This is a genomic window from Thalassospira sp. MCCC 1A01428 (genome assembly GCF_002115825.1).
Classification (GTDB): Bacteria; Pseudomonadota; Alphaproteobacteria; order Rhodospirillales; family Thalassospiraceae; genus Thalassospira.
In genome coordinates this window covers 1-23,112 of record NZ_JFJZ01000056.1, presented here as the reverse complement: position 1 = coordinate 23,112, position 23,112 = coordinate 1, and the positions used below count along the sequence as shown (strand labels likewise).

Here is a 23,112-nt window from a genome sequence, read left to right as displayed (position 1 = left end):
AATAGGTCCTGAGCCTAGGCTTCGGCCCCTCGGGCGTGAAGGCTTGGCTGTTGAAGGGAACCGCCGATGGCGCAACGGGCAGCGCTCCGCCGTGAAAGTCCGGATGCGACGCGCGGCCCGTATGCCAGAGTTGCGCGAAAATGAGGCCGCCGGCCTCGTGCACGGCCTGTGTGACCTTGCGCCACCCTTCAATGTGTTCGTCGGTGTAGATCCCGGGCGAATTCGTCCAGCCGATCGCTTGCTCACTGATCTGCGTGCCTTCTGTGATGATCAGGCCAGCCGTGGCGCGTTGGGCGTAATAGCGCGCGGTCAGTTCATTCGCGACGCGGTCGGGCGACCTGCTTCGCGACATGGGAGCCATGAAGACGCGGTTCTTGAATTCGAATGCGTCGGTTTTCAACGGGGATAGTAACTTCAACTCAGCCATTTTTGACACTCCAGTTAATCTGGATGCATAAGTATACCTTGTAGACTTAGTGTCAATTAGGCACTTATAGGTGACGTGGTAGGGCTGAGGTAACCTGAATTCGGACACGCCGAGCCTAATCCGTGCGATTCCCCACCTGGACTCCACCGAAAGCGTCGTCCGATTGCCGATCATCGAAGGCCTCGCGTGCCGCATCGACCTCCACGAGATTGTCCAGCGTCCACTGATGCAATGCGCGAAGCGGCATTTGCAGGGTGCGGCCAAGCGGAGTGATCTCGTACTCGACGGCCACCGGTGAGAGGGAGACGACGCGACGGTTGATCAACCCGTTGCGTTCAAGCCGGCGGAGACATTGTGTCAACGCTTTCTGGCTAACGCCCTCCAACCGCCTGCGAATTGCGTTGAACCGATACGGGCGAGCGGACAGGATCGCCAATACCATTGCCGACCATTTGTCGGCGATCTGATCGAAAAGACCTCGGCTGCGGCAGTCCGACGAGAAGCAAATCGATTCCAGTTCCATGGCGGCGTCACCTAACGTTGCATCCAAAATCAGTATTTAACGCGCCGTAGTATACATTGTAAACTTCTGTATCTCTGCGCTCCGCTCGAATCTGGAACGTCGAGTTCCTGCCGAGATCATCACTTGTACTCTCATACTGGCGGACTCCCCGCCGATGCCTAACGCGTTAAGCTGCCTGCTCCGATGGCGGGAGCGTCAGTTCTCGCCGGAAGCCGCCCTTCAACGGGCGAGACCGGAATGACGGCTTCGTCCCAGTTATTGTCGTTTGATTAAGCGGTCGCGCAGGTTTGCCAGACCGGCAGATCCAAGGAGCAAGCGCATGGCGGTAATCCGCCGACGAAACCGAAATACCCCGTCAAACGCCCGAAATAGGCGCCGTTAGCCACCCAAATGCCGCAGAATCCCGCCGATAACCGCACAACACGAAGTATCTTCATGATCATCAAAGGGTTATGACAATCTCGTAGTGCTCATCTTCATCGAGCGCGGCCCGCCATTTTCCTAGTCGATATTTTCAAAGTAAAATTTGACGTTTTAAAAGTATTTCCCCTGCGGAAATACTTGGCGCTTCTTGTATCTCACCTATCGAAAAAACGGCGTCCTCTTCCAGACGATCTTCACCCTCGATGCAGACAAACACCAACCTGAATTCGGCATAAATGATCTCGACCACATCTGCGAGACAGATCGCTCGTTTATTATCCGGTCACGCCGGGTACTTAGTGATCGCGTAAGATCACAGAGGATTCTTGCCCGCCGGAGGCACAAAAATCCATGTCATTAGAAATCGAGGAATGACAGCGAAAGCGTCGTCGCCCCTGCGGGGCTAGTACATTTATGATGCCCTCATCAGTAGCTCATATCCAAACCGAGCGCCGTGACAAGAACGAAGCTGACAAGTCCCACGACGAGTGCCGCCAGCAATAAGACTGCGGCCATCTTGGCAGCCGAGCGCAGTACCGCTCGCTTGTCCATCCCCTTCTTCTTGCCCTGATCGTAATGCCACTTGATGGCGAAAACCATGGCCACGACAAGCGCTACAACCTTAAACGTACCGAAGACGATAGGGAACCAATCCATATTAAAGACTTTCATGCGTATCAGCTACGCGCGTTATGATCTGATCTCAAAAAAATGCATAATTTTTATTCTGCAACGCAGATATGTATCAGCAGATCGCAGCTGGTAAGCCTGTATGTATTGTTGGGTACTAGAATAGCCACTTAGCGCCAGTTTCGAAAAGACGACACACAGGATAACCATCGTCCCGGCATCGGTTTAATACCTGACCCCGGCCCCAGAAACGTCCCTGTTCTCGGGCCGCCCCTTTCAGGGCCTAAAAGCCCAAGGCGGAAAGAAGGTGTATTTTTATCCCCGCGCCTTTAGCCACTTGCGGATACGGATGCGCGCATTGGCGTAGGGAGAGGATGTATTGAACTGGATCATCCGGCCTTTGGTCCATTTGCCATACCATGGCTTACCATAAAGTTCATCATCCGACCGGGCCTTAATCGTCGCGATCAACTGCGCCTTGGCTGCCGCAAAGCGGTGAAGTAATTCGGGCCATTCCTGTGCATTTAGATCAGCGTAGAATTTTTGCGCCAGGAGACCAAGCTGGTTCCATTTGAAACCCGTCGCGGGAAAATCAACAGGCTCACCCCGGTCATCGCGGTCCAACCATTTCAGAACCAGCTCATTCCATCCGATCAAATAGGCCACCAGATCCGACGGACTCATCAGCGTCCCCGCGGCATGTCCTTTAAGCGTGGCTTCGCGCGCACGGCTGGGTGGGACCTTTGCCAAATCCGCCATCAATCTGTCAAACGTTGTCGTGATGGCAAATAGCAATTCTTCACGAGAGGCTGGAATGGCCATTATGCAGGTCTCTTTCGTAATCATCTGTCGCGTCTTTGCTTTGGTATTCCCAAAGCCGCCAAGGGCTTAAACATCCCTTGGTCGGTCTAACCACGCCAAATCCGCCGTTTGATTTTAAACAATCCTGGATCGAAAGTATCTGGATTTCCCCACAAAGCTGGCATTTATCCCTTTTTGGATTAACTTGTTAAAAAGAAATCCAAAATCAAGGAAACTCCATGACAGGCAGGTGAGAAATCATGTCAAAAAAACTAATCAACAATCCCAAAAATGTTGTTCGCGAGATGCTCGAAGGGGTGGTGGATGGTTCGGACGAACTGGCATTGCTTGAACACGACAATGTTGTTTTGCAAGCTGGCCTGCCCGCCCCGGACGAACGCCCGGTTGCGATAATTTCGGGGGGCGGCAGCGGCCACGAACCGGCCCATGCCGGATATGTCGGCAAAGGCATGTTAACCGGGGCTGTGGCGGGTGATGTTTTTACATCCCCCTCGACCGATGCGGTTTTACATGCCATTCGCGCCTGTGCCGGGCCTGCCGGGGCGGTTTTGGTGGTTAAAAATTATACCGGCGACCGACTGAATTTCGGTTTGGCTGCCGAACTGGCGCAGACAGAGGGTATCCCGGTTGAAATCGTGGTCGTTGCCGATGATGTTTCCCTGCATCAAACCGTAAGCGAAGATCGCCGCCGCGGCATTGCCGGCACCGTGCTGATCCATAAAATTGCCGGGGCAGCGGCCGCTGCGGGCAAAACCCTTGGCGAAGTTGCCGATATTGCCCGCCAGGCTGCTGGCGATCTTGGCTCCATGGGTGTCGCACTGGGTGCCTGCACCCTGCCCGGCGCAAAAGAAGCCGGTTTCACCCTTGATAAAGACGAAATCGAGCTGGGCCTAGGCATTCACGGTGAAAAGGGCGTTGAGCGCCGCAAGATCGCAAATGCCGATGAATTATGCGAAACCATCCTTAAAACCATAATCACCGATCGCAAAATTACCAAGTCTGATCGCGTTGCCCTGCTGGTTAATGGGCTGGGGGCAACATCGGCACTGGAACTTGCAATAATGGCACGTGGGGCCATCGCCTATTTGCGCGAGAATGGCATTATGGTGGAGCGGGTGTGGAACGGAACCCTGTTAAGCGCACTTGATATGCCGGGCTGTTCGCTTTCGCTTTTGAAGCTTGATGATGAGCGCGCAGAGCTACTGGATGCACCAACATCCACCAGCACCTGGCCGGGACAGGGCCGCGTCAGCCAAAAACGCCATGAAATCGCCGATCCCAAAGGCAGCAGCGATGACATCGCCTATCCCGACGCGGGGCTGCTGGCAAAGCAGATTGAAACCATTGCCCATGCCGTTGCCAAAAAACTGAAAGCCGAAGAACCCCACCTGACCGATCTGGACACCAAGGCCGGTGATGGAGATTTGGGTGCCAGCCTGGAACGCGGGGCAGATGCTATTTTGGCCCTGCCAAACAAGGCATGGGCCACCCCTGCCACCGCCCTGATTGCCACGGGCAATGCGCTGCGCAAAGCAATTGCCGGTAGCTCCGGCCCATTTTATGCCAACGCCCTGATCCGCGCCGGGCGGCATTTGCAGGATGAAGCCACACCAAACCCGGCCCAATGGGCCGATGCCTTTGAAACCGGGGCCAAAGCGATCGCCGAACTGGGCGGCGCAAAGGAAGGCGACCGCACCATGCTCGATGCCCTGCTGCCCGCCGCCAAAGCCTTTAACGACGCCACAAAGGCCGGAAAACCCGCCAAAGAAGCCTGGCAGGCCGCCTGTGATGCCGCCCGCAAGGGGGCAGACAGCACCGCCGATATGACGCCGGAACTGGGCCGGGCAAGTTATCTTGGCGATCGCGCCGTTGGCGTACCCGATGGCGGGGCGGTTGCCGTTGCCATCTGGATGCAGGAAATCGCCGATAATCTGTAACGGCGGATTTCACCAAACATCTGCAAACATTGTGCAACATCTGGCTGGCTTTGGCATTTTCACCGTGCCAAAGCCACCGGGTGTTGGCACGGTGAAAATGCCCCGTCATCCCGCGCCCCCCTCACCAATTGATAATAGATTGCAAAAACACGTGACAAACGGATGATTTCATCGGTTCATAAGGGCAGGAACGTCCAACACACTGGATCAGCCATGAAAATTGCCATTCTTGATGACTATCAGAACCTTGCCCTGCAGTCGGCCGATTGGTCAGAACTGCAAAAGCAGGCAGAAATTACCGTTTTTCACGACACAATCACCAATGAGGATGATCTGGTTGCCCGTCTGGCACCGTTTGATGTTTTGTGCATCATGCGCGAGCGCACCCCGCTGCCCGGTTCCCTTCTGGACCGGCTTTCAAACCTGAAGCTGATTGTGACCACCGGCAAGCGCAATGACGCGATTGATATGGAGGGCGCAACGCGTAACAGCATCACCGTGTCCGGTACCGAAAGCCCGTCCACCGCCACGCCAGAGCTGACTTTCGCCCTGATATTAGGTTTGGCACGGGGCATTGTGCCAGAGAATGCATCGATGCAGCATGGCGGCTGGCAGATTGGCCTGGGGCAGGATTTGGCAGGCTCAACCCTTGGCATTATTGGTTTGGGCCGACTGGGCGGCAAGGTGGCACAAATGGCCAAGGCGTTTGACATGAACGTTATGGCGTGGTCGGAAAACCTGACAGCGGAGCGATGTGCCGAACTGGGCGTACAAAAAGCCGGCAAGGATGAGCTGTTGGCACAAAGCGATTTCATCACCATCCATCAGCGCCTGTCAGATCGCACTGTAAACCTTATCAGCCAGGTCGATTTTGAAAAAATGAAACCATCGGCCTTTTTGGTCAACACATCACGCGGGCCAATTATAAATGTTGACGACCTGCTCGACGCCACCAGCAAGGGCCTTATAGCCGGCGCCGGCATCGACGTTTACGACCAGGAACCCCTGCCCGCCGACCACCCGTTGCGAAAAAGCGACCGGTTGCTGTTAACCCCGCATCTGGGATATGTGACACGCGAAACCTGGAAAGTCTTTTATGGTCAAACAGTTGATGCAATTTTAGCCTGGATGGACAAGGCACCAATTCGGGTTATCACCTGAAAAACCATACAAATAATTGTTTAATTTCAAAATGTTAAATCATCGTTCTCCAATCAAGAATAGGGGGCGCGCCAAACGCGCATAGCCTGCTTTTTTACCGCTTGTTATGGTCCGCGTCGTCAAACAGCCACTGGAACGTCCCCGCCAGCGGTTTCGGTATTCTGTCTGTGCGAACTGCCTGACCTCCGCCCGGTCAGAAGTCGACGCCAGACATTGAAAACCGGCCCCGCTTGCCATGGCACCAGCCACCGCTGAATGGCAGCTTATATGCAGCCTTTACTGGCGCAAGCCTATGAACAGGCAGAAGGTCGATCCCACCCCGACCTTCTGCCTGTTCTTTTTTCAGATAAAATTCCACCAATATCAGATGCCTGAAAAGCCAGTGTCTTCATAAAAAACAATCCGTGATGAAAAACATCGTCTGTTCTGCTTGCATCGCAAACCCGTTTAATTCTGCCATTCATCCCCTCTGCCAGAAGCACAGCCAACTCACAGAACGTAATACACTTAGAATTTTCTTATACCAATTATCATACATTCTATTAGCGATCCGTCGCCAAATCAGGCACACCAGAGACACAAACCAACGAAAAAATGGCGGCAAACAAGCTGCAATAACGGGAAGTCTTCTGTCGCAGAATTGACGGCACAATTTCATTCCCCACATTGCAATTAAAAATAGCTGCCATATGGAAACGAAAAACTTATGCCTGCAGCCCCTTAAGAGGCGCAGGTATCGGTTGCCAATCAGGAACAAGGTAATGACCGAATTCGCCGTTACAGGCATGATTTTTTCGGCGCCTGCGGTCGCGCCCCTATTTTTGCCTCATCCACAGGTTTTGTCTGCCCCCCTTGCCGCCCGCCGGGCCAACCTGCACCACCGGAGCCATTCATGAGCAGTATTATGGATGCGTTTGCCGTTATTTTCAGTTTTTCCGGCCTTGCGTGCCTTGTTATCGGCACAGCCGTTGGCGTCGTGGTGGGTGCGTTGCCGGGGCTGGGGCCGTCCATCGGCATTACCCTGCTGATCCCCTTTACCTATAACATGCCGCCCGAACTTAGCATGTTGTTGCTGGTTGCCCTTTATATGGCAGCAGAATATGGCGGATCGGTCAGTGCCATTTTGCTGTCCACGCCGGGCACGGCGGCCGCCGCGGCAACCGCAATAGACGGTTACGCCATGACCCGTCAGGGCCGCGCCAACGAGGCATTGGCCGTTTCCCTTAATGCATCTTGTGTTGGCGGCCTGATCGGGGCGTTTGCCTTGCTGGTACTGGCAAAGCCGCTGGCATCGGTCGCGCTTGAATTTGGCCCGGCGGCTTATTTTTCGGTCGGTCTGTTTGGTCTCACCTCGGTTGCGTCGCTTTCAAGCGGGTCGCTGGTCAAGGGGCTGCTGGCCGGGGCCTTTGGCCTTGCCATTGCCACCATCGGCATTGACCCCATTTCGGGTGTGCCGCGCTTTACCTTTGGCGTGCCCGAACTGTTTGAAGGCATCCCGTTCCTGACAGCATTGATCGGCCTGTTTGCCGTATCCGAAGCCTTTAGTCTGGCCGAAGGCGGCAAGTCCGAAACCCATAGCATCACACCCCGGGTTCGTTTTGCCCTGCTGTCCCTGACACAGTGGCGCAAACTGGGCAGCACCATTGTTTCCGGCTCCGTGATCGGCACGCTTTTGGGTATTCTACCTGGCGTAGGCGGCAATATAGCCTGCTGGGTTTCCTACGACTTTTCGCGTCGCCGGTCAAAAAACCCCGACGACTTTGGCAAGGGCGAACCTGCCGGTGTTGCCGCACCGGAATCAGCCAATAACGCCACCGTCGGCGGTGCAATGATCCCGCTTATGGCACTTGGCGTGCCCGGATCACCAACCACGGCGGTTCTGGTCGGCGCACTTATTTTGCACGGCTTGCGCCCCGGTCCTGAACTGTTTGCCAGCGAACCTGTCCTGGTCAACACGGTTTTGTGGGGGCTGGCAATGACATCAATCGCACTGTTTTTTGTTGGATCTTTGCTATTGCCGGTATGGGGCTGGGTATTGCGTCTGTCCAATTCTGTCATTGCAGTGGGCATTGGTTGCATGGCGATGCTGGGTGCCTTTGCACTGCGCAACCTGATGTTCGATGTCTATATGACGCTGGCTTTTGGCGTTCTGGGTTACATCCTTAAAAAATTCAAAATCCCGATGGCGCCGATCATTCTGTCGATGGTGCTGGGATACCTGATCGAAACCAATTACCGCACCGCCCTTGTTACGTCGCACGGCGATTACGCCATCTTCGTCACATCCCCGCTTAGCCTGCTGTTCCTTGTGCTAAGCGTGCTGAGCTTGCTGCTGCCGATCTGGGGCAAGCTGAAATCGCGCCGCTCAAACGCGACCAACCAAACCACTTAAAACAAAAATCCCGGGAGGAAGAGACCATGTCTTCGAAATTGTCAAAAATCATCTCCACCGCCGTCTTTGGTGCATTGCTTGGCACGGCAGGCGTTTCCCATGCTGCCGATTTTCCCGAACACCGGGTGAACCTGGTGGTATGGGCCGGTGCAGGCGGCGCGCTTGATACCTATGGCCGTGAATTGTCCAAATTGCTGGACGAACAGGCGGGCTGGCAAACCAAGGTTGTCAACCGGCCGGGTGGTAGCGGATCTGTCGGGATGTCCTATGTGCTAAACCAGCCAGCCGATGGTTATAACATTCTGGTGCATACCAGCACCCTGACCTTTAGCATCGCCCGCAACCTGATGCCCTATAAACTCGACGATCTGCGTTTTGTGCGCGCCATGCAGGGCGAGCCCTCGGCACTGGCCGTGCGCAAGGATGCGAATTTGCAGTCGGCACAGGATTTTGTCGATGCGATGAAAAAAGACCCTGAAAGCCTGCGCGTGGGCGGGTATGGCACCGGCGGATTCCACCAGTATATGCTGTATCAGTTCATGACGGCCAAAGACTTCAAGGCGGGATGGATCCCCTATGACGCCTCGGGTAAAGTTGCCCTCGCCCTGATGGGGGATCATTTGGATGCCGCCATGATGACCCCGTCCAGCGGCCTGTCACAGGTTGAAAGTGGCGATATTCGCCTTCTGGGTATTTCCACCGAAGAACGCTCCAGCTATTTCCCCGATGTTCCGACCTTCAAGGAACAGGGCATTGACCTTGACGACATGGTCTGGCGCGGTGTTTCGGTCAAAGCTGGCACACCGGATGACGTTGTTGCCAGCATTCAGGCCGCACTGGACAAGGTTCAGGCCAGCGACGAATGGAAAACCTTCATGAAACAGCAAAAGCAGGAAAACCTGTCGATCAAGGATGGCGATTTCCGGTCGATGGCGGAAAAGCAGCTTAAAACCCAGTCCGAGTTTCTCAAGGACGCCGGTTTCCAGAAATAACTGTTATGTTCTGCGCTGCGGCCTTCGGGCCGCAGCCAACACTGGTACGAACCATGACCCGATTTTACGAACCCCTTCTTGCCATTGTTTTTTTAGCCTTTAACGCAATCTATCTTTATCTGGCACTGGCCCTGCCGCAAAGCCCCCTGCCCGATGATGTCGGACCGGCACAACTACCTGTCGCCATTGCCATTTTCGGGCTGGTGCTAGCCGTTCTGTATGTGCTGCAGTCGTGGTGCAAACAACCCGGCACCAAAGGACCAATCCCGATAAAGCTGGTCGCTTTCATTGCTTTGGTGGTGCTGGCTTCTATCGTATCGCCGCTGATCGGCATGGCCCTGACCCTGTCGTTGTTTGCGGCCATCGGTGTGATTTTGCTTGATGGCATACCGGCATGGCGCACCGCAGTGGTCACCGGTGCCTGCATGTTTCTGATCGGTTTTGCCGGGTTCAGCTGGTTGCTGGACTTGCCCCTGCCCTAGACAGAAAACCGCCCCACACCTGATATTCCGGACCATAAAACAAATATCGCGAATGACCGGGGACCCTGTCGGCCTGGCGCCGTATCCCCTGCACGAAAAGGACACGCTACCATGACAATCGAACAACAGGCCGTTGCCTTTCTGGGGTTTGGCGAGGCTGCAATGGCCTTCGTCAAAGGCTGGGATACACATCGCCCGGCGACCATCAAGGCATTTGATATCAAAACAAACGACCCCGATGTTACCGTTCGTGATGCCAAAAATGCCAACTATCAGAAACTGAATGTTCTTGGTGCTGTAAGTGCCGCCGTCGCCATGACCGATACCAGTGCCGTGTTTTCGCTGGTCACCGCCGATCAGGCAGCTTTGGTTGCCGAAAATGCTGCTGCGTCTTTTCCCAAGGGGGCATTTTTCTTTGATTGCAATTCCTGTGCGCCGGGCACCAAACGCCGCAATGCCGAAAAAATAGAAGCCGCAGGCGGGCGTTATGTCGACGTTGCCGTCATGGCACCGGTTTACCCGAAACTGCACAAGACACCGCTTTTGCTTTCCGGGCCCCATGCCGAAGCCGGCCTTGCCTATCTGGCCGACCTTGATATGGCCCCGGCCATTGTGCAGGGCGACATTGGCGCAGGATCATCAATTAAAATGATCCGCTCTATCATGATGAAGGGGATGGAAGCCCTGTTTGCCGAATGTGTTTTGGCCGGGCGCAAAGCCGGGGTCGAAGAAGCTGTTCTGGCATCGCTTGATAAAACCTATCCCGGTTTCGATTTCCCCGCCAAGGCCGGTTATATGCTGGAACGTTCCATGACCCACGGCATTCGCCGGGCCGCTGAAATGGAAGAAGTCGCCTTAACCGTACATGAACTGGGCCTTGCCAATGAAATGGCAAAAGCCACCGTTCAATGGCAACGCCGCATTGGCACCCTGAAACTTGACGCAGGCGAGCTGGAATACCAGGATCGCGCCGACATGATTCTGAAGGCACTGCAAGACTGATTTAACGCCAGGCAATCAAAGGGCAGCGGCCTTAACGCTGCCCTTTTTGGCGTTATAACACCGGCATCCTGCTACCAGATATCATTCGCCCGGCGGCCAATGTCAGTCAAACGGGATAGAAAATCGCGCTGGATTGCTGTCGGTGACCATCCCTTGCGCATGGTAAGGCCAATCGGGCGTTCAGTGTCTGACAATGCCAGCGGCAAACGCCGCAACTCGCCATATTTTTCTTCCTGCGCAATTTGATGGCGCGAAATAATGGTTAACTGGTTGCTCGTCGACAATAACCGGCGAATCAAAACCAGAGACCCGGTCACGATCACACTTTGCGGGCGAAGTCCGCCTTCGGGAAACATGGTTTCAAAATATTCCCGGGTCGGTGCCCCGCGACGCGGCACAATCCATGCACAGGCTGCCAAATCGTCCAGAGTAATGTTGTCCTTGGTCATAAGCGGGTGATTAACCCGTGCTACAATCGCCAGCGGGTCATCAAACAACCGTTCCTGCATCACGTCATCAACAGGCACCGGGTCACGCAACGCCCCAATCAAAATATCAATATCGCCATGGCGCAAGGCAAACAGCAATTCACGATAGGGCCCGTCAATAATACTAATCCGGGTATCGGGGGCGTGGCTCAAAAGGTCATTTACGGCAGCGGGCAAAATGGCACTGCGCGCCAGCGGCATACTGCCAATTGCGACACGCCCGCCGCGCCCCCCTTTCCAGGCTTCAATTTCATCATAGGCCTGATCAAGCTCCATCAGGGCCAGTTTGGTGTTCATCACCAGAATTTCGGCCTGTTTGGTCAGCAAAATGCCACTACTGGCTTTTTCAAATAACGGCACCGCACATAAATGTTCCAGATCACGGGCGGCCCGATGCAAGGACGGCTGCGAAATACCAATCGAACGCGCGGCCAAACTGAAATTTCCCGCTTCGGCAATGGCAACCAGGGCGCGCAACTGCACGCTGGTTACCAAATGATGCAATTTTGCCGTTTGCCCATGCTGGCGGCGTGCGCTGCGCATGATTTCCGCCATCCCCGTTGCCAGGTAATGCTGCATCCGCCCCACCCGGTTAACAAACAAACGGCCAATGTCGGTGGGAAACACCCCTTCGGGACGGCGATCAAATAAAACGCTGCCTAAAACCATCTCCAGCTTTGCGACCGCCTGTGTCACCGCTGGTTGCGACATGAATACTTCATTGGCCGCCGCACTGAAACTTCCGGTTCGCAGAACGGCCTCACAGGCCCGCAAATGCTTAAGGTTCGGGATCGCCACGTCCATAAATTTTCTTTCACACTTATCGCATTTCAACCGGACTATAGAAAAAAATTATAGCGATTGTCACGGGTTCTATTTCCTCAAACCGGCAATCGCGCATAGGGTCTGTCCCACAAAATCAAAGATCCGAAAGGGAGTTCGAAACGTGAGCGACACCAAGCCAACCGCACTGGTTATCAGTGCCCATTCCGCCGACTTTGTCTGGCGCTGTGGGGGTGCCATCGCCCTGCATGCGGCCAAGGGATACAATGTCAGCGTGGTTTGCCTGTCCTATGGCGAACGCGGAGAATCGGCCAAGCTGTGGAAAAAAGACGGTTGCACGCTTGAACATGTCAAAACCGAACGCAAGCGCGAAGCCGAAAATGCCGCCAGGGCACTGGGCGTACACGATATTGAATTTATGGATCTGGGTGACTACCCACTGGAAGTGGGCCGCGATGCCAAATTCAAGCTGGTCGATATCATCCGCAAGGTTCAGCCCAAATTCATGCTGAGCCACAGCTTTGTCGATAATTACAATACCGATCATTCCCTTGCGACCCGGGTTGCCATTGAATGCCGTATGATCGCACAGGCCTGGGGTCATAACCCCGGCGAAAAGGTTTTGGGCGCACCACAGCTTTACCTGTTTGAACCCCACCAGACCGAACAGATGGAATGGAAACCTGACCTGTTTTTGGACATCACCGATGTTTGGGACAAAAAATGGGCGGCCATCCAGTGCATGGAAGGGCAGGAACACCTTTGGCATTATTATGAAAATGTTGCCAAAAACCGCGCCAATCATTTCCGGCGCAATTCTGGCGGACAGGCCGGGGGCCGGGCGGCAAAATATGCCGAAGGTTTCCAGTCGGTCTATCCGCGCACAGTGGATGAACTCTGATGGGGAAAGTTGTACAAAATATTGCGCGAACCGATCTGGCAATTGTCGACGGTTTGGGAAAATGCGGTGTTGCCACAGTTCACGAGGCACAGGGCCGAACCGGTCTTTTGCAATCGCATATGCGCCCGATTTACCCCGGCGCACGCGTGGCTGGCAACGCCGTCACAATTTCCATCGCCCCGGCCGATAACTGGATGCTGCATGTCGCGGTCGAACAATGCCAGGAAGGCGATATTCTGGTAGTTGCGCCGACATCACCCTGCGATACCGGCTATTTCGGCGAATTGCTGGCCCGATCCTTAATGTTTCGCAAGGTGCGCGGCCTGATTATCGAAGCGGGCGTACGCGACGTGCGCGATTTAACCGAAATTGACTTTCCGGTTTGGTCAAAGGCCGTTTCGGCACAGGGCACCGTTAAGGAAACCATTGGTTCGGTCAATGTGCCCATCAGTATTGCCGGGGCCATTGTCAACCCGGGGGACGTGATTGTTGCCGATGATGACGGCGTCTGCGTTGTTCCCCATGAAAACACAGCCGAAACACTGGAAAAATCGCTGGCCCGCGAAGACAAGGAAGCCCGCACCCGCGCCCGCCTGATGAAGGGGGAACTTGGGCTTGATATTTACGACATGCGCGAAAAGCTGGCGGCCAAGGGGTTAAAATATGTCTAGGGCCATTCGCTGCATGTGGATGCGTGGCGGCACGTCAAAGGGCGGATACTTTTTGGCCGATGACCTGCCGACCGATACGGCCGCGCGGGACGACATTTTGCTGCGCGTTATGGGCTCGCCCGACCCACGACAGATCGACGGCATGGGCGGGGCCGACCCGCTGACATCCAAGGTTGCGATTGTCAAAAAATCCACCCGGCCCGGTGTCGATGTTGATTACCTGTTTTTGCAGGTATTTGTGGATCAGGCCATTGTCACCGACAAGCAAAATTGCGGCAACATGCTCGCCGCGGTTGGCCCCTTTGCCATCGAACGCGGCCTTGTTGCCGGGCAAAACGGCGAAACCGAAGTCTCCATTTATATGGAAAATACCGGCCAAACCGCCATCGCCACCGTGCAAACCCCAAACGGCCAAACCGATTATAACGGCACCGCCCGGATCGACGGGGTGCCGGGCACAGCGGCAGGTATCCCCCTGCTGTTTACCGATACTGCCGGGTCAAGCTGTGGGGCATTGCTACCCACGGGCAATTCTGTCGACATCATTGATGGCATTGCCGTCACCCTGATTGATAACGGTATGCCATGTGTGGTTCTGGCAGCATCTGATCTGGGCATTACCGGCCAGGAAACCCGGGCAGAGCTTGAAGCCAACGAAGCCTTGCGCGCCCGGCTGGAAAAAATCCGCCTGGCAGCCGGACCAATGATGAATTTGGGCGATGTTACCAGTGCGTCCGTTCCCAAAATGTCAATGGTTTCGCCTGCCACAAATGGTGGCACCATTTCCACCCGTACCTTTATTCCCCATCGCTGCCATGCCTCTATCGGGGTTTTGGGCGCGGTCAGTGTCGCCACGGCCTGCCTGTTGCCAAACAGCCCGGCCAGCAAGGTGGCCTCTTTCGCCAAGGGACAACATCTGTCGCTTTCGGTCGAACATCCAACCGGGCAAATGGGGGTTATCCTGAACCTTGATGATACCGGCGCAGTTACCCGGGCTGGCATTTTGCGAACGGCGCGCAAGCTGTTCGACGGGGAAGCCTTTATCGATTAATCCACGGGCCAACCATAAATCCAGCGATTAAGCCTTCATTGCCCGCCCGATAATCAACATTCACCAATCCCCTGTGCATCGCACGCAGGGGATTGGTGTTGGGTTACGGTGTGGGCACGCATCATGTGTAGCACCAACCCCTAAAACGACATTTCCCGTATCACGGCTGCCGCGACCGCCTGATACATTTGCACGGCCAGGCTGCGGGCCGGGGCATCAATTTCCAGGGTTCCCCGTAAAATAGTTTCCAGCTTGCCGCCTTTGTTGCCTTGTACTTTGTTGCCACGTAACGGCACATCGGCGGACGTTGCAGTATCTAACGCCGTTTCTGGCGGGGCCACCACATATCCCGATACCCGGTACACAGCATCAACCGGGACAAACCCGCCATTGTTATCAGGGCGTGCCGCCAATGGCCCGCCATTGGTTGAACTAAGGGCCGGGGCCTCCAGTGTCGGGGAATTAAACCGGTCTACCCGGTCGATCTGTACGTCAAGAACAGGCCGGGTGATTTGATCGGGGTAAAAACGGGCACTGGCCGTAGGCGGCAGGCGCATGACATCGCCTTGCGATACATAACCGATCAAACGGTGGGTTCCGTTCTGGTCCACAATACGCATCAGGTTTTTTCGGCTACCGATCCAGCTTTGTCGATGCACGATATCGTTGATATCGCGTACCACCCCGTCAAACGGGGCGCGCACCACCAACTGTGCCTGACGGGCTTCCAATGCCGACAAACTGGCGCGAAACCGTAAAACTTCCTGCATCCGGCTTGCAACATCTTCCTGAAATTCATTGCTGCTACGCGCCTGCGCCAGTGTAATTTCGGCTTCACGCAATTGCAGGGCCATGCTGCGGCGTTTGCTGGTCAATTCCGGTGACTGCATCCGTAACAATACATCTCCGGCCTTAACCTCGTCACCTTCCCTAACCAGCACTTCTTCAATAACACCGCTGCCTGGGCTGATAATTTCGGCCTCTCCGGCGGCCTGTAACTGGGCACTGGCCGAAATGGTTGTTCGCCACGGCACCACCAAAATTGCAATTCCGGCAATCAGAAGAACCAGCAAGGTAATATTGGGAACAGTCCAGTGGGCGTGGTTCCGCATTTTCCACCACATCCTTATTTCATTGATGATCGGCAACAGGATGAACCACAAAATTTCCACCCCGAACAGTACGATGCCCAGCACCTTGAAAAACAGGTGATAAACAACCAGCGCAATGCCCAGAAACAGGAAAAAACGATAAATCCATACCGCCACCGAATAGGCAATCAAAACACGGCGGCGATGGGCACTGGCCGGTTCAGGCGGCGGCACATTCAGGGCAAATAAAAATTGCCGCAATGACCATTTGGTCATGGCAAAAGCCCGGTTTTGCAAATTGGGAATGCGCAAATAATCCGACAGCAAATAATACCCGTCAAACCGCATCAGCGGGCTTAGATTAATCAGAAGCGTGGTAATCCAGGTTGCCGACGCCATCAAAAAAACAGCACTGCGCGCAGGGCCGGATGGTACCACATGCCATAAAAACGTGGCCACCAGTGCCAGCATCAGTTCCACACGAATGCCCGCCGCCGCCACACGCAGCTTTTCACTGCGTTTGGTTAACCGCCAGGCATCGGATGTATCAGTATAAAGCACAGGGTACATGACCAGAAACGCCACCCCCATGGTCGGCACCCGACAGCCATATCGTCGTGCGGTATAGGCATGGCCCATTTCATGCAAAATTTTAACCGCCGTCAGGGTTACCGCCATCCAGACGACACCCTGGAAATTGGCAAAGCCCATAAAGGTTGCCAAAAAGGCATCCCATTGGCGAATGGTCATGACAATACCAATCACGCCAATCGCCAGCACCAGCCATTTAACAAAGTTTGATGCAAAAAAATCGGCCAGCCACTGGGTTTGCGCCAAAAAACGGTCGGGTCGAAATAACGGTACGCGCACAAACAGGTAATTATGGATCAGCCATTTCCAGAACGGGGGCTTCCCGGCATTGGCAATACGCGAAAATTCTGCCACAACCTCGGCTCCAACCCGCATCAACAGGCCACTACCGTGCAAAAACGTTATCAGGCTGCGAATATCTGCCTGATCCGGGGTTAACACTGTCTCCTGCCGGATACGATCAAGCAGCAACGATGCTTTCCCCAGCGACCAGCGCCGCAGCATTTCAAACGCGGCATAGCCAATGCGGAAATAACGGTTTCTCACCGGGTCATGAATAATCCAGCAGGGCGCGCCATATTCATCATTTTCGGCTGGCAAAAGGCGCAAATCCTGGCGCAGCGGCGGCAAGGGAATATCCTCTTGCTGGCCCATCATTTCTGCCACCGTTGCCATGCCCGTCACATCCCGATTTTCTGGCGCAGCGCCACAAGCGGCCGACGCAACAAAAACAGCACCAGTGGCACTTCATCCCCCAGCAACTTGGCCGATCCTTTAAGGCCAATGCGTGGTGGCGGGTTATCATCCCCAAAGCTGGCAACGGCACGATAAGCCAACACTCCGTCAGGTGTTTTCACCGGCTGGTAGGATGAAAGTTCCAGTGTTGCTGGAATGGAATGTAATGGATCCACATCCAGAAAAAGGCGCACATCTGCACCGGGTTCCAGATTGATCGCGTCGGAAACCGGAATGTAAATTGCCAGTTCGGCTTCATCGGGCCGGGCCAGCGACATTACCTGTTCACCCGTGGCAACCGGGCGCCCCCGCCAGCGATTTGGGTCGCCAAACACGGCGATACCGTCTACCGGAGCCTTCACATCAACCTGCGATAACTGATACCCGGCATATTGGGCCTGTTCCTGACGCAAGGCCAGTCGCGCCTTGCGCAGGGCAACTTCCGCCCGTCCCTTGGCATCGCCAAATGCCTGCTGGGCGGCACGGCGCAATTCGGCATCGGCTTCGTCTACCGATCGCAACGCAACTTCGTAATTGGCGCGAAGTTCGGCATCTTCAAACGAAAACAAAATATCGCCGGCCTTTACCTCGGCGTTCGGGCGCACATTAATATCGCGAATAACGCCGTTAATTGGTGCCGCAACTGGCACCGGGTCATGGGCAATCACATCGGCCGGGGCGATCACACTTTGATGTACGGGCAAGGCCAGCACCGCCAACAGGGCAATCCCGACACCAATACCGGCAAATTTCCTTAAACCCGGCCGCGATTTGCGCAACCGCGCCGACGGCTTCAACAGCGAACTCCAGGCGTGCCCGATTGAATCTGCCAATTGATCAAGCAACACCAGTTCCGCTTCCTGCCAGGGTGCCGTCCGCGTTAAAATCAGCCCGCCAATTTCGGTACCATCCGGAGCCCTTAATGGCTGCCAGAACACACAGGATGGCAAAAATTCCTGCCATTCACTCTGCAATTTTGCCGGTAATGTGGCAGGTTCCAGTGTTGCCGGTTTACTTAATGCGCCATTGCTGCCAAAAGTTTTTAACAGCCGTTCTAAAAACCGGATGTAAGGCGCATTACGATCCAGCGTTGGCACATTCGACACGGAAAGGGCGCGATATTTGCTGGCCCCGGTTTTTGAAACCAGTATGGCCTGCTGATACGAGATCAGCCGTCGCGGCTCGCTGACAACGGCAAAACGAAAGGCCGTCAAATCGGCGGCATGACGGATTGATCGTTCGATCCCCATCAACAATGCCCACGGGGTCTCACGTATCAGGTTTTCTTGCGCCATAAAGGGTCGTCGCCTGTATTGATGGATAAAAACAGTTCCGGGCCAAATATCGCCGAAAATGCAAAGTCAGAAACTTACAAACACGCAAAATCCGGGGCCGCCAGAACTATGGCAGGGCAGCCTATTGCGACACATGCCCGTCTACAACAGCCCGTCCGCTCATTCCGGGCAAAAGTGTTTTGGCATCGTCACCCAAGGATGCATATATTTTTACGGTTTGGCTAACAGGGTCAATTCTTGCGCCAATTCGTGCCACCCTGGCGCGAATGTCGCTGTCGGTTTCTTCGATATGCGCCGAAATCCCCTGACCAACCTTTAACCAGCCCAGCCATTGTGACGGGACAATCAATTCCAGTTCCAAATCGCCAGACCCGACAATCTCGATCAGTTGATCGCCCGGATTGGCTGTTTGATACGGCTGACTATGCCAATCCACAACCGCACCGGCATAAGGGGCGGTAATTTTGCAGCGATTTAAATAAACATCCTGCAACTGCAATTGCGCCTTGGCACGCTCAACCGCGGCCTGGGCCATAACAACATCCAATTCGCCAACTGTGCGTAATTCCGCCAGCCGTTGCTGCGCCTTGTATTGTGCATTTGCCTGGCGCAAATCTGCAGCCACAGCAGCACGCTGCGCCCGATAGGCCGAACAATCAAACACCACCAACACATCGCCCTTGGCAAACCGCGTGCCGGGTCGCTTGGGCATATCGGCAATGCGCGCCGCAATTTCGGCCGACAACAATGCCCGGCTGCGCGTTGCCACCAGGGCCCGGGCCTCGGTTACCGTTGCATCCGTACCATTATTCCCGTTCGCCCTGTTATAAAACCCGGCATCATTTCCCGATATTTCGGCATCCGAACCCGACATATTAATGTCCGGCGTCAGGTAAGGATCAACAGGCCGCTCGGTGCCGGTTGCGGTTGTGTCACGGGCCGATTGCGCAAACGCAGTGATGGGCAGCATAAAGCCACCCATCATTGTTAGTGCCAGGAAAAAGGCTACCCGGGCCGGCAAGCGATACCCGACCCGCGCATTTTTTAGCCTGCCTGCCATCATTGTGTGGCCTGCGCGTGGTTTTCTGCCATCGCGGTATCGTGACCTTCCGGCACTTTGACAGCTTCGGCCTCGGCCACAACGCCACGGGCGTCAAACTGGCCATGCTGCCACTGGTTCATAACGGTGTGGATCCCTTCGGCAACGCTATCAAGCGAGTCATCGGCAACATCACCGGGCAACGGATCAACCCCGATAGAGGCAAAAACCTGCCCATAGGCGGCCTGCAAATCGGCATAGGCCATGTCACGTTGCAATCCTGAAAGCAATGAACGCACCTGGGCACGAATTTCATCACTTTCACCAACAGTATTGGCCGAACGCTGCGCCTGCATGCTGCTCACAATACGGCCCTGCACGTTTGAAATCCGGTCTGCCAGTTTAAAATCGTCCAGCGCATGATTAAACCGAAGCTGCGCAATATTAACCTGGCTGATCACGGCCATGCTAAGCGCAAGGCTACGCACCTTTGAAAGTTCAATTTGCGTATCGGCCAGCTTCATGTTTGCCGGTGCCTTGAACACCTGCATCAGGTTCCACGACAGGTTTAGTGCCCCGTCATACCAGCGCGAATTCACCTTATAGCTATCGGTCGTATGATTAATCCCGGCTGAAAAGTTAAGCCCCGGCACCATCTGGATCAGGGCGATTTTTGAATCGCGCTGGTTGATCCGCAACTGATACGCTTCAGATCGCAATTCCGAACGGTTATGCAGCGCTTCCAGCTCAAGCTGGTCGGAATCCATCGCGATGGATGGCAACGGATGATTTTCGGTGCTGCTGTCGACCAGGGTAAATTCGCTGTCAGGATGAATATTCATCAACACCGCAAGTTCGGTGCGGGCCTCAATCAGTTGACGGCGACGGGTTTCAAGTTCGCGCAGGGTAACCAGCAGGTCTTCCTGATAGCTAAGCGCATCAAGCTGGCCCCCAATCCCTTCATCAACCTGCTTTTGCGACCGGCCAAGGGCCCCCCGAACCCGGTCCAGCACCTGATCAAAATCCTTCAGGGCACGATCGGCCGCAACGGCGCGCCAATACGCCCCCCGGGTTTCATTCACCACACTATGGATCACCTGACGACGACGTTCGGACACAATCAGGGCCATATCGGCCTGTTGATGGGCACGCATATAGCCGATGGCAAAATCCAGGACATTCCAGCTTACCGAAAGGTCAGATTTGCGAATGGTACGGTCCGAACTGACCGACGTGGATGTCTTTTGTTCGTTATAGGTGCTGTCGCGGTTATTGCGGGTGGTCCAGCCGGTTTTGGCGACCACATCAGGCAGTAAATTGACATTGGCAACGTCAAGCTGCCCCATCGAAACCGCCTCTTCCATCAGCTTCAAACGATGGTCGAGGTTGTATTTCAACGCCCGTGCAATCGCATCATCAAGCGTTAACGGACCATCTATTTTTTCCTGGTTGGCAAACAGCCGGTTTAAATCCGACTGGACCCGGCTATCATTTTCCGCCTGGGTTAGCGGCTCTGGCGTTACCGCACAACCGGCCAACAGTAACGTCCCCAACACGGCAACAGGCACAATGCCCTTACGCAACCGCGCGCTGTTCAATCGCACAGAACTGCTAAACAATCCCGATCTCCCTACTTTCTGCCGGTTCATCCTGAACCGGCAGCCCCAAAACAAATCGTAAAATGCAGTTAGCACATCAGCCCTTAAGCAGCTGACGCGTCATAATGTGACAAAGCCTTCGACAACAGGCTGGCATGACGATCAAATGCATTGCCAGCGCCGGCCAACTGGTCGGTAAAATCCATATTTGCAGCGGTATCGAACGGCGACATGCCAGGTACCATCAGGCTTCCCTGAACATTGCCGGCATCCGACGGCGGAACGTCGCCATTTTCATTCCCCGACGAATTATCAGGGGCACCATCCGGCGACGCTGCAGAAGGTGAATTATCGGAAGATGGTTCCGCGCTACCGTCCTGCTCACCTTGCTCCGGTGCCTGTTCGGGGGCCTGTTCTGCGGGCACGTTCCCTGCCGGTGCAGCATTTGAACCACCACCGCCATTTATATCTTCATTCCCCGAAGGCAGATCATTCCCCCCACTCCCATCTGGTCCATTGCCAGTTGCCCCATTCGCAGGCCCCTGTCCGCCAACACCAGACCCTTGCGATGTAATCAACTGGGTTCTCGCAGCAAGAATACCCGTTCCGCCACCTACATCGCCGCCAAAAATGGTTTGCCCGCCGCTATCAGCAAAAATCGAAGGTGGCGTTGTACTTTGAAGGCCCGCCATAACAGGCGTGGGACTGGTATCAATCGGGCTTAAACTGCCCAGCTGCCCCGTCACTGGTTGCACAATATCACCACCGTTCCGCCCCCCAAAATCAATTGCAGAATTCACAGGGGTTCCCGCGTCACCAAGGTTTCCGTTACCCGGTGGCGTCATAACCGGCGGCACTGGAACTGGCGTTGGGGCGGGCGGCGCTGCCGGAGGCACAACAATTGGCCGCTGCTCTACATTAATGATCAAATCGCTGGTTGCGGTTAAATGCGCTGATGCATCTTCAGTAGCCGTAATCCGGACGGTGATCGCCCCGATAAAGTCACCCGGCACGGTGCCGCTAAAGGTAACATTGGTGCCATTCACGCTATAGTTCAGCCATTGCGGCAGGGCAGATCCATCTGCCAGCGTTGCCGTAAAGGTCAAATTATCGCCATCAACATCCGCAAACCCCGCCACTGATAACGAATAATTTAACGGCCCGCCATTTTCCACCGTTACACCCGGCAAACCACCTGGTCCCGTTGGCGCATCATTAACATCGCTGACAACAATTTTGGTCGATGCAACTTCATTTGAAAAGGCTGCAGTCCCGCCAGATGTTGTGGTATCGGCCGTGTTTCGAATTCCCGATGTCGACGCCACCCCGGTGGTCTGGTCCCATGCCTTAATTGAAAGGGACGCCGTTTCACCATTTTTGCCATCGGGCACAAACCGCACCTGACTGGAAGAATTAAGCAACAAGGCCGAAGTGGTCGATGCCGGGCCAATGGTTACCCAGGTTGTACCATCCGTAGAATATTGCCATGTACCATTGCCGGTCAGGCCGGTAATCGCAATCCCGGAATTTGCGCCGGCATCGGCGTCAGCATAACCGGCACTTGTCAGAATAGTCGAAACTGCCGTTCCCGAAGACGTGGTATCTTCGTTTGTTGTCGGCAGTGTAACAACGCCGCCATTTGTCAGTGTCGGGGCATCATTTACATCAGTGACATTGACCGATATATTACCAAAAGCAACATCACCCGATCCGGCGCCGTCATTAGCCTTTACACCAATGGTGGTAACACCCGTTCCCTCTGCATTCGTAGCAGAGGTGTATTTAATGGCACCGACCGTATCCAGATAAGTATTGATCGCCGAAACCGTGCCTGTCAGGGTCAGCGCCGTACTGGTCCCGCCAACCGTAACACCGGTTCCATCCGATGCAGCAAGCGTTCCGGCCCCGGCCGTGAACGTCACGGTGAGGGTCGCACCACTATCCACATCGGTAAAGGTAATCGCCGAAAGGTCAAGGTCGCTGGCGCTATCTTCGATTACCGTTACCGTCGCAGGCACACCTGCAACCGTCGGCGCATCGTTCACACCGGTGACATTGACCGACATATTACCAAAATC

18 protein-coding genes and 1 pseudogene are annotated in these 23,112 nt (G+C 54.9%); 9 read left to right on the top strand and 10 right to left on the bottom strand.

Annotation, left to right across the window (positions count from 1 at the left end; all coding sequences use genetic code 11):
• The 4 genes and pseudogenes from THS27_RS23440 to THS27_RS23425 form a co-directional block, all read right to left on the bottom strand.
• Positions 1 to 427 (bottom strand): annotated as a pseudogene (locus tag THS27_RS23440) (alkene reductase); the annotation flags it as partial.
• A 115-nt stretch (positions 428 to 542) separates the two neighbouring features.
• Positions 543 to 950, bottom strand: a complete 408-nt coding sequence (locus THS27_RS23435; RefSeq protein WP_085595043.1) for a helix-turn-helix domain-containing protein — start codon at positions 948 to 950, stop codon at positions 543 to 545.
• 849 nt (positions 951 to 1,799) lie between these two features.
• Positions 1,800 to 2,045: a hypothetical protein gene (locus THS27_RS23430; protein ID WP_246833084.1), complete on the bottom strand. Its 246-nt coding sequence runs from the start codon at positions 2,043 to 2,045 to the stop codon at positions 1,800 to 1,802.
• A 273-nt stretch (positions 2,046 to 2,318) separates the two neighbouring features.
• On the bottom strand, positions 2,319 to 2,825 hold the full coding sequence (locus tag THS27_RS23425; RefSeq protein ID WP_085595039.1) for a ClbS/DfsB family four-helix bundle protein: 507 nt from the start codon (positions 2,823 to 2,825) through the stop codon (positions 2,319 to 2,321).
• A 239-nt stretch (positions 2,826 to 3,064) separates the two neighbouring features.
• On the opposite strand from THS27_RS23425, the gene THS27_RS23420 reads away from it, so the two are divergent.
• The 6 genes from THS27_RS23420 (at position 3,065) to THS27_RS23395 (ending at position 10,791) form a co-directional block, all read left to right on the top strand.
• The gene (locus THS27_RS23420) at positions 3,065 to 4,762 is read left to right on the top strand and encodes a dihydroxyacetone kinase family protein (protein ID WP_085595037.1); all 1,698 of its coding nucleotides are present in this window, start codon (positions 3,065 to 3,067) and stop codon (positions 4,760 to 4,762) included.
• 213 nt (positions 4,763 to 4,975) lie between these two features.
• A complete protein-coding gene (locus THS27_RS23415; protein ID WP_085595035.1) occupies positions 4,976 to 5,923 on the top strand; it encodes a D-2-hydroxyacid dehydrogenase family protein in 948 nt (315 codons plus the stop codon).
• Positions 5,924 to 6,815: 892 nt separating this feature from the next.
• The gene (locus tag THS27_RS23410) at positions 6,816 to 8,315 is read left to right on the top strand and encodes a tripartite tricarboxylate transporter permease (protein ID WP_085595033.1); all 1,500 of its coding nucleotides are present in this window, start codon (positions 6,816 to 6,818) and stop codon (positions 8,313 to 8,315) included.
• Positions 8,316 to 8,341: 26 nt separating this feature from the next.
• Positions 8,342 to 9,307, top strand: coding sequence for a tripartite tricarboxylate transporter substrate binding protein (locus THS27_RS23405; RefSeq protein ID WP_085595031.1), 966 nt, complete (start codon positions 8,342 to 8,344; stop codon positions 9,305 to 9,307).
• A 53-nt stretch (positions 9,308 to 9,360) separates the two neighbouring features.
• The gene (locus THS27_RS23400) at positions 9,361 to 9,789 is read left to right on the top strand and encodes a tripartite tricarboxylate transporter TctB family protein (protein ID WP_168184988.1); all 429 of its coding nucleotides are present in this window, start codon (positions 9,361 to 9,363) and stop codon (positions 9,787 to 9,789) included.
• 111 nt (positions 9,790 to 9,900) lie between these two features.
• Positions 9,901 to 10,791, top strand: a complete 891-nt coding sequence (locus THS27_RS23395) for an NAD(P)-dependent oxidoreductase (protein ID WP_085595027.1) — start codon at positions 9,901 to 9,903, stop codon at positions 10,789 to 10,791.
• Positions 10,792 to 10,862: 71 nt separating this feature from the next.
• Here THS27_RS23395 and THS27_RS23390 read toward each other — a convergent pair whose 3' ends face one another.
• Complete coding sequence (locus THS27_RS23390; protein ID WP_085595025.1) at positions 10,863 to 12,083, bottom strand: LysR family transcriptional regulator; 1,221 nt, start codon at positions 12,081 to 12,083, stop codon at positions 10,863 to 10,865.
• A 142-nt stretch (positions 12,084 to 12,225) separates the two neighbouring features.
• On the opposite strand from THS27_RS23390, the gene THS27_RS23385 reads away from it, so the two are divergent.
• Genes THS27_RS23385 through THS27_RS23375 form a run of 3 tightly spaced genes read left to right on the top strand, consistent with a single transcriptional unit; the run spans position 12,226 to position 14,685 of the window.
• The gene (locus THS27_RS23385; protein ID WP_085595023.1) at positions 12,226 to 12,963 is read left to right on the top strand and encodes a PIG-L deacetylase family protein; all 738 of its coding nucleotides are present in this window, start codon (positions 12,226 to 12,228) and stop codon (positions 12,961 to 12,963) included.
• Positions 12,963 to 13,634, top strand: a complete 672-nt coding sequence (locus THS27_RS23380; protein WP_139835721.1) for a 4-carboxy-4-hydroxy-2-oxoadipate aldolase/oxaloacetate decarboxylase — start codon at positions 12,963 to 12,965, stop codon at positions 13,632 to 13,634. The genes THS27_RS23385 and THS27_RS23380 overlap by 1 nt, the downstream gene beginning before the upstream one ends.
• Positions 13,627 to 14,685, top strand: coding sequence for a 4-oxalomesaconate tautomerase (locus THS27_RS23375; RefSeq protein WP_085595020.1), 1,059 nt, complete (start codon positions 13,627 to 13,629; stop codon positions 14,683 to 14,685). The genes THS27_RS23380 and THS27_RS23375 overlap by 8 nt, the downstream gene beginning before the upstream one ends.
• A gap of 140 nt (positions 14,686 to 14,825) precedes the next feature.
• Here THS27_RS23375 and THS27_RS23370 read toward each other — a convergent pair whose 3' ends face one another.
• The 5 genes from THS27_RS23370 to THS27_RS26985 all read right to left on the bottom strand — a co-directional run.
• Positions 14,826 to 17,042 carry an HlyD family efflux transporter periplasmic adaptor subunit gene (locus THS27_RS23370; RefSeq protein WP_085595018.1) on the bottom strand — a complete coding sequence of 739 codons (2,217 nt, stop codon included), beginning with the start codon at positions 17,040 to 17,042 and terminating at the stop codon, positions 14,826 to 14,828.
• Positions 17,043 to 17,047: 5 nt separating this feature from the next.
• A complete protein-coding gene (locus THS27_RS23365) occupies positions 17,048 to 18,397 on the bottom strand; it encodes an efflux RND transporter periplasmic adaptor subunit (RefSeq protein ID WP_085595016.1) in 1,350 nt (449 codons plus the stop codon).
• A 121-nt stretch (positions 18,398 to 18,518) separates the two neighbouring features.
• Positions 18,519 to 19,367, bottom strand: a complete 849-nt coding sequence (locus THS27_RS23360; RefSeq protein WP_168184987.1) for an efflux RND transporter periplasmic adaptor subunit — start codon at positions 19,365 to 19,367, stop codon at positions 18,519 to 18,521.
• Between the two features lie 89 nt (positions 19,368 to 19,456).
• Positions 19,457 to 21,055 carry a TolC family protein gene (locus tag THS27_RS23355; protein ID WP_168184986.1) on the bottom strand — a complete coding sequence of 533 codons (1,599 nt, stop codon included), beginning with the start codon at positions 21,053 to 21,055 and terminating at the stop codon, positions 19,457 to 19,459.
• Positions 21,056 to 21,138: 83 nt separating this feature from the next.
• The coding region (locus THS27_RS26985; RefSeq protein WP_246833083.1) for a putative Ig domain-containing protein at positions 21,139 to 23,112 on the bottom strand (1,974 nt) is incomplete at its 5' end.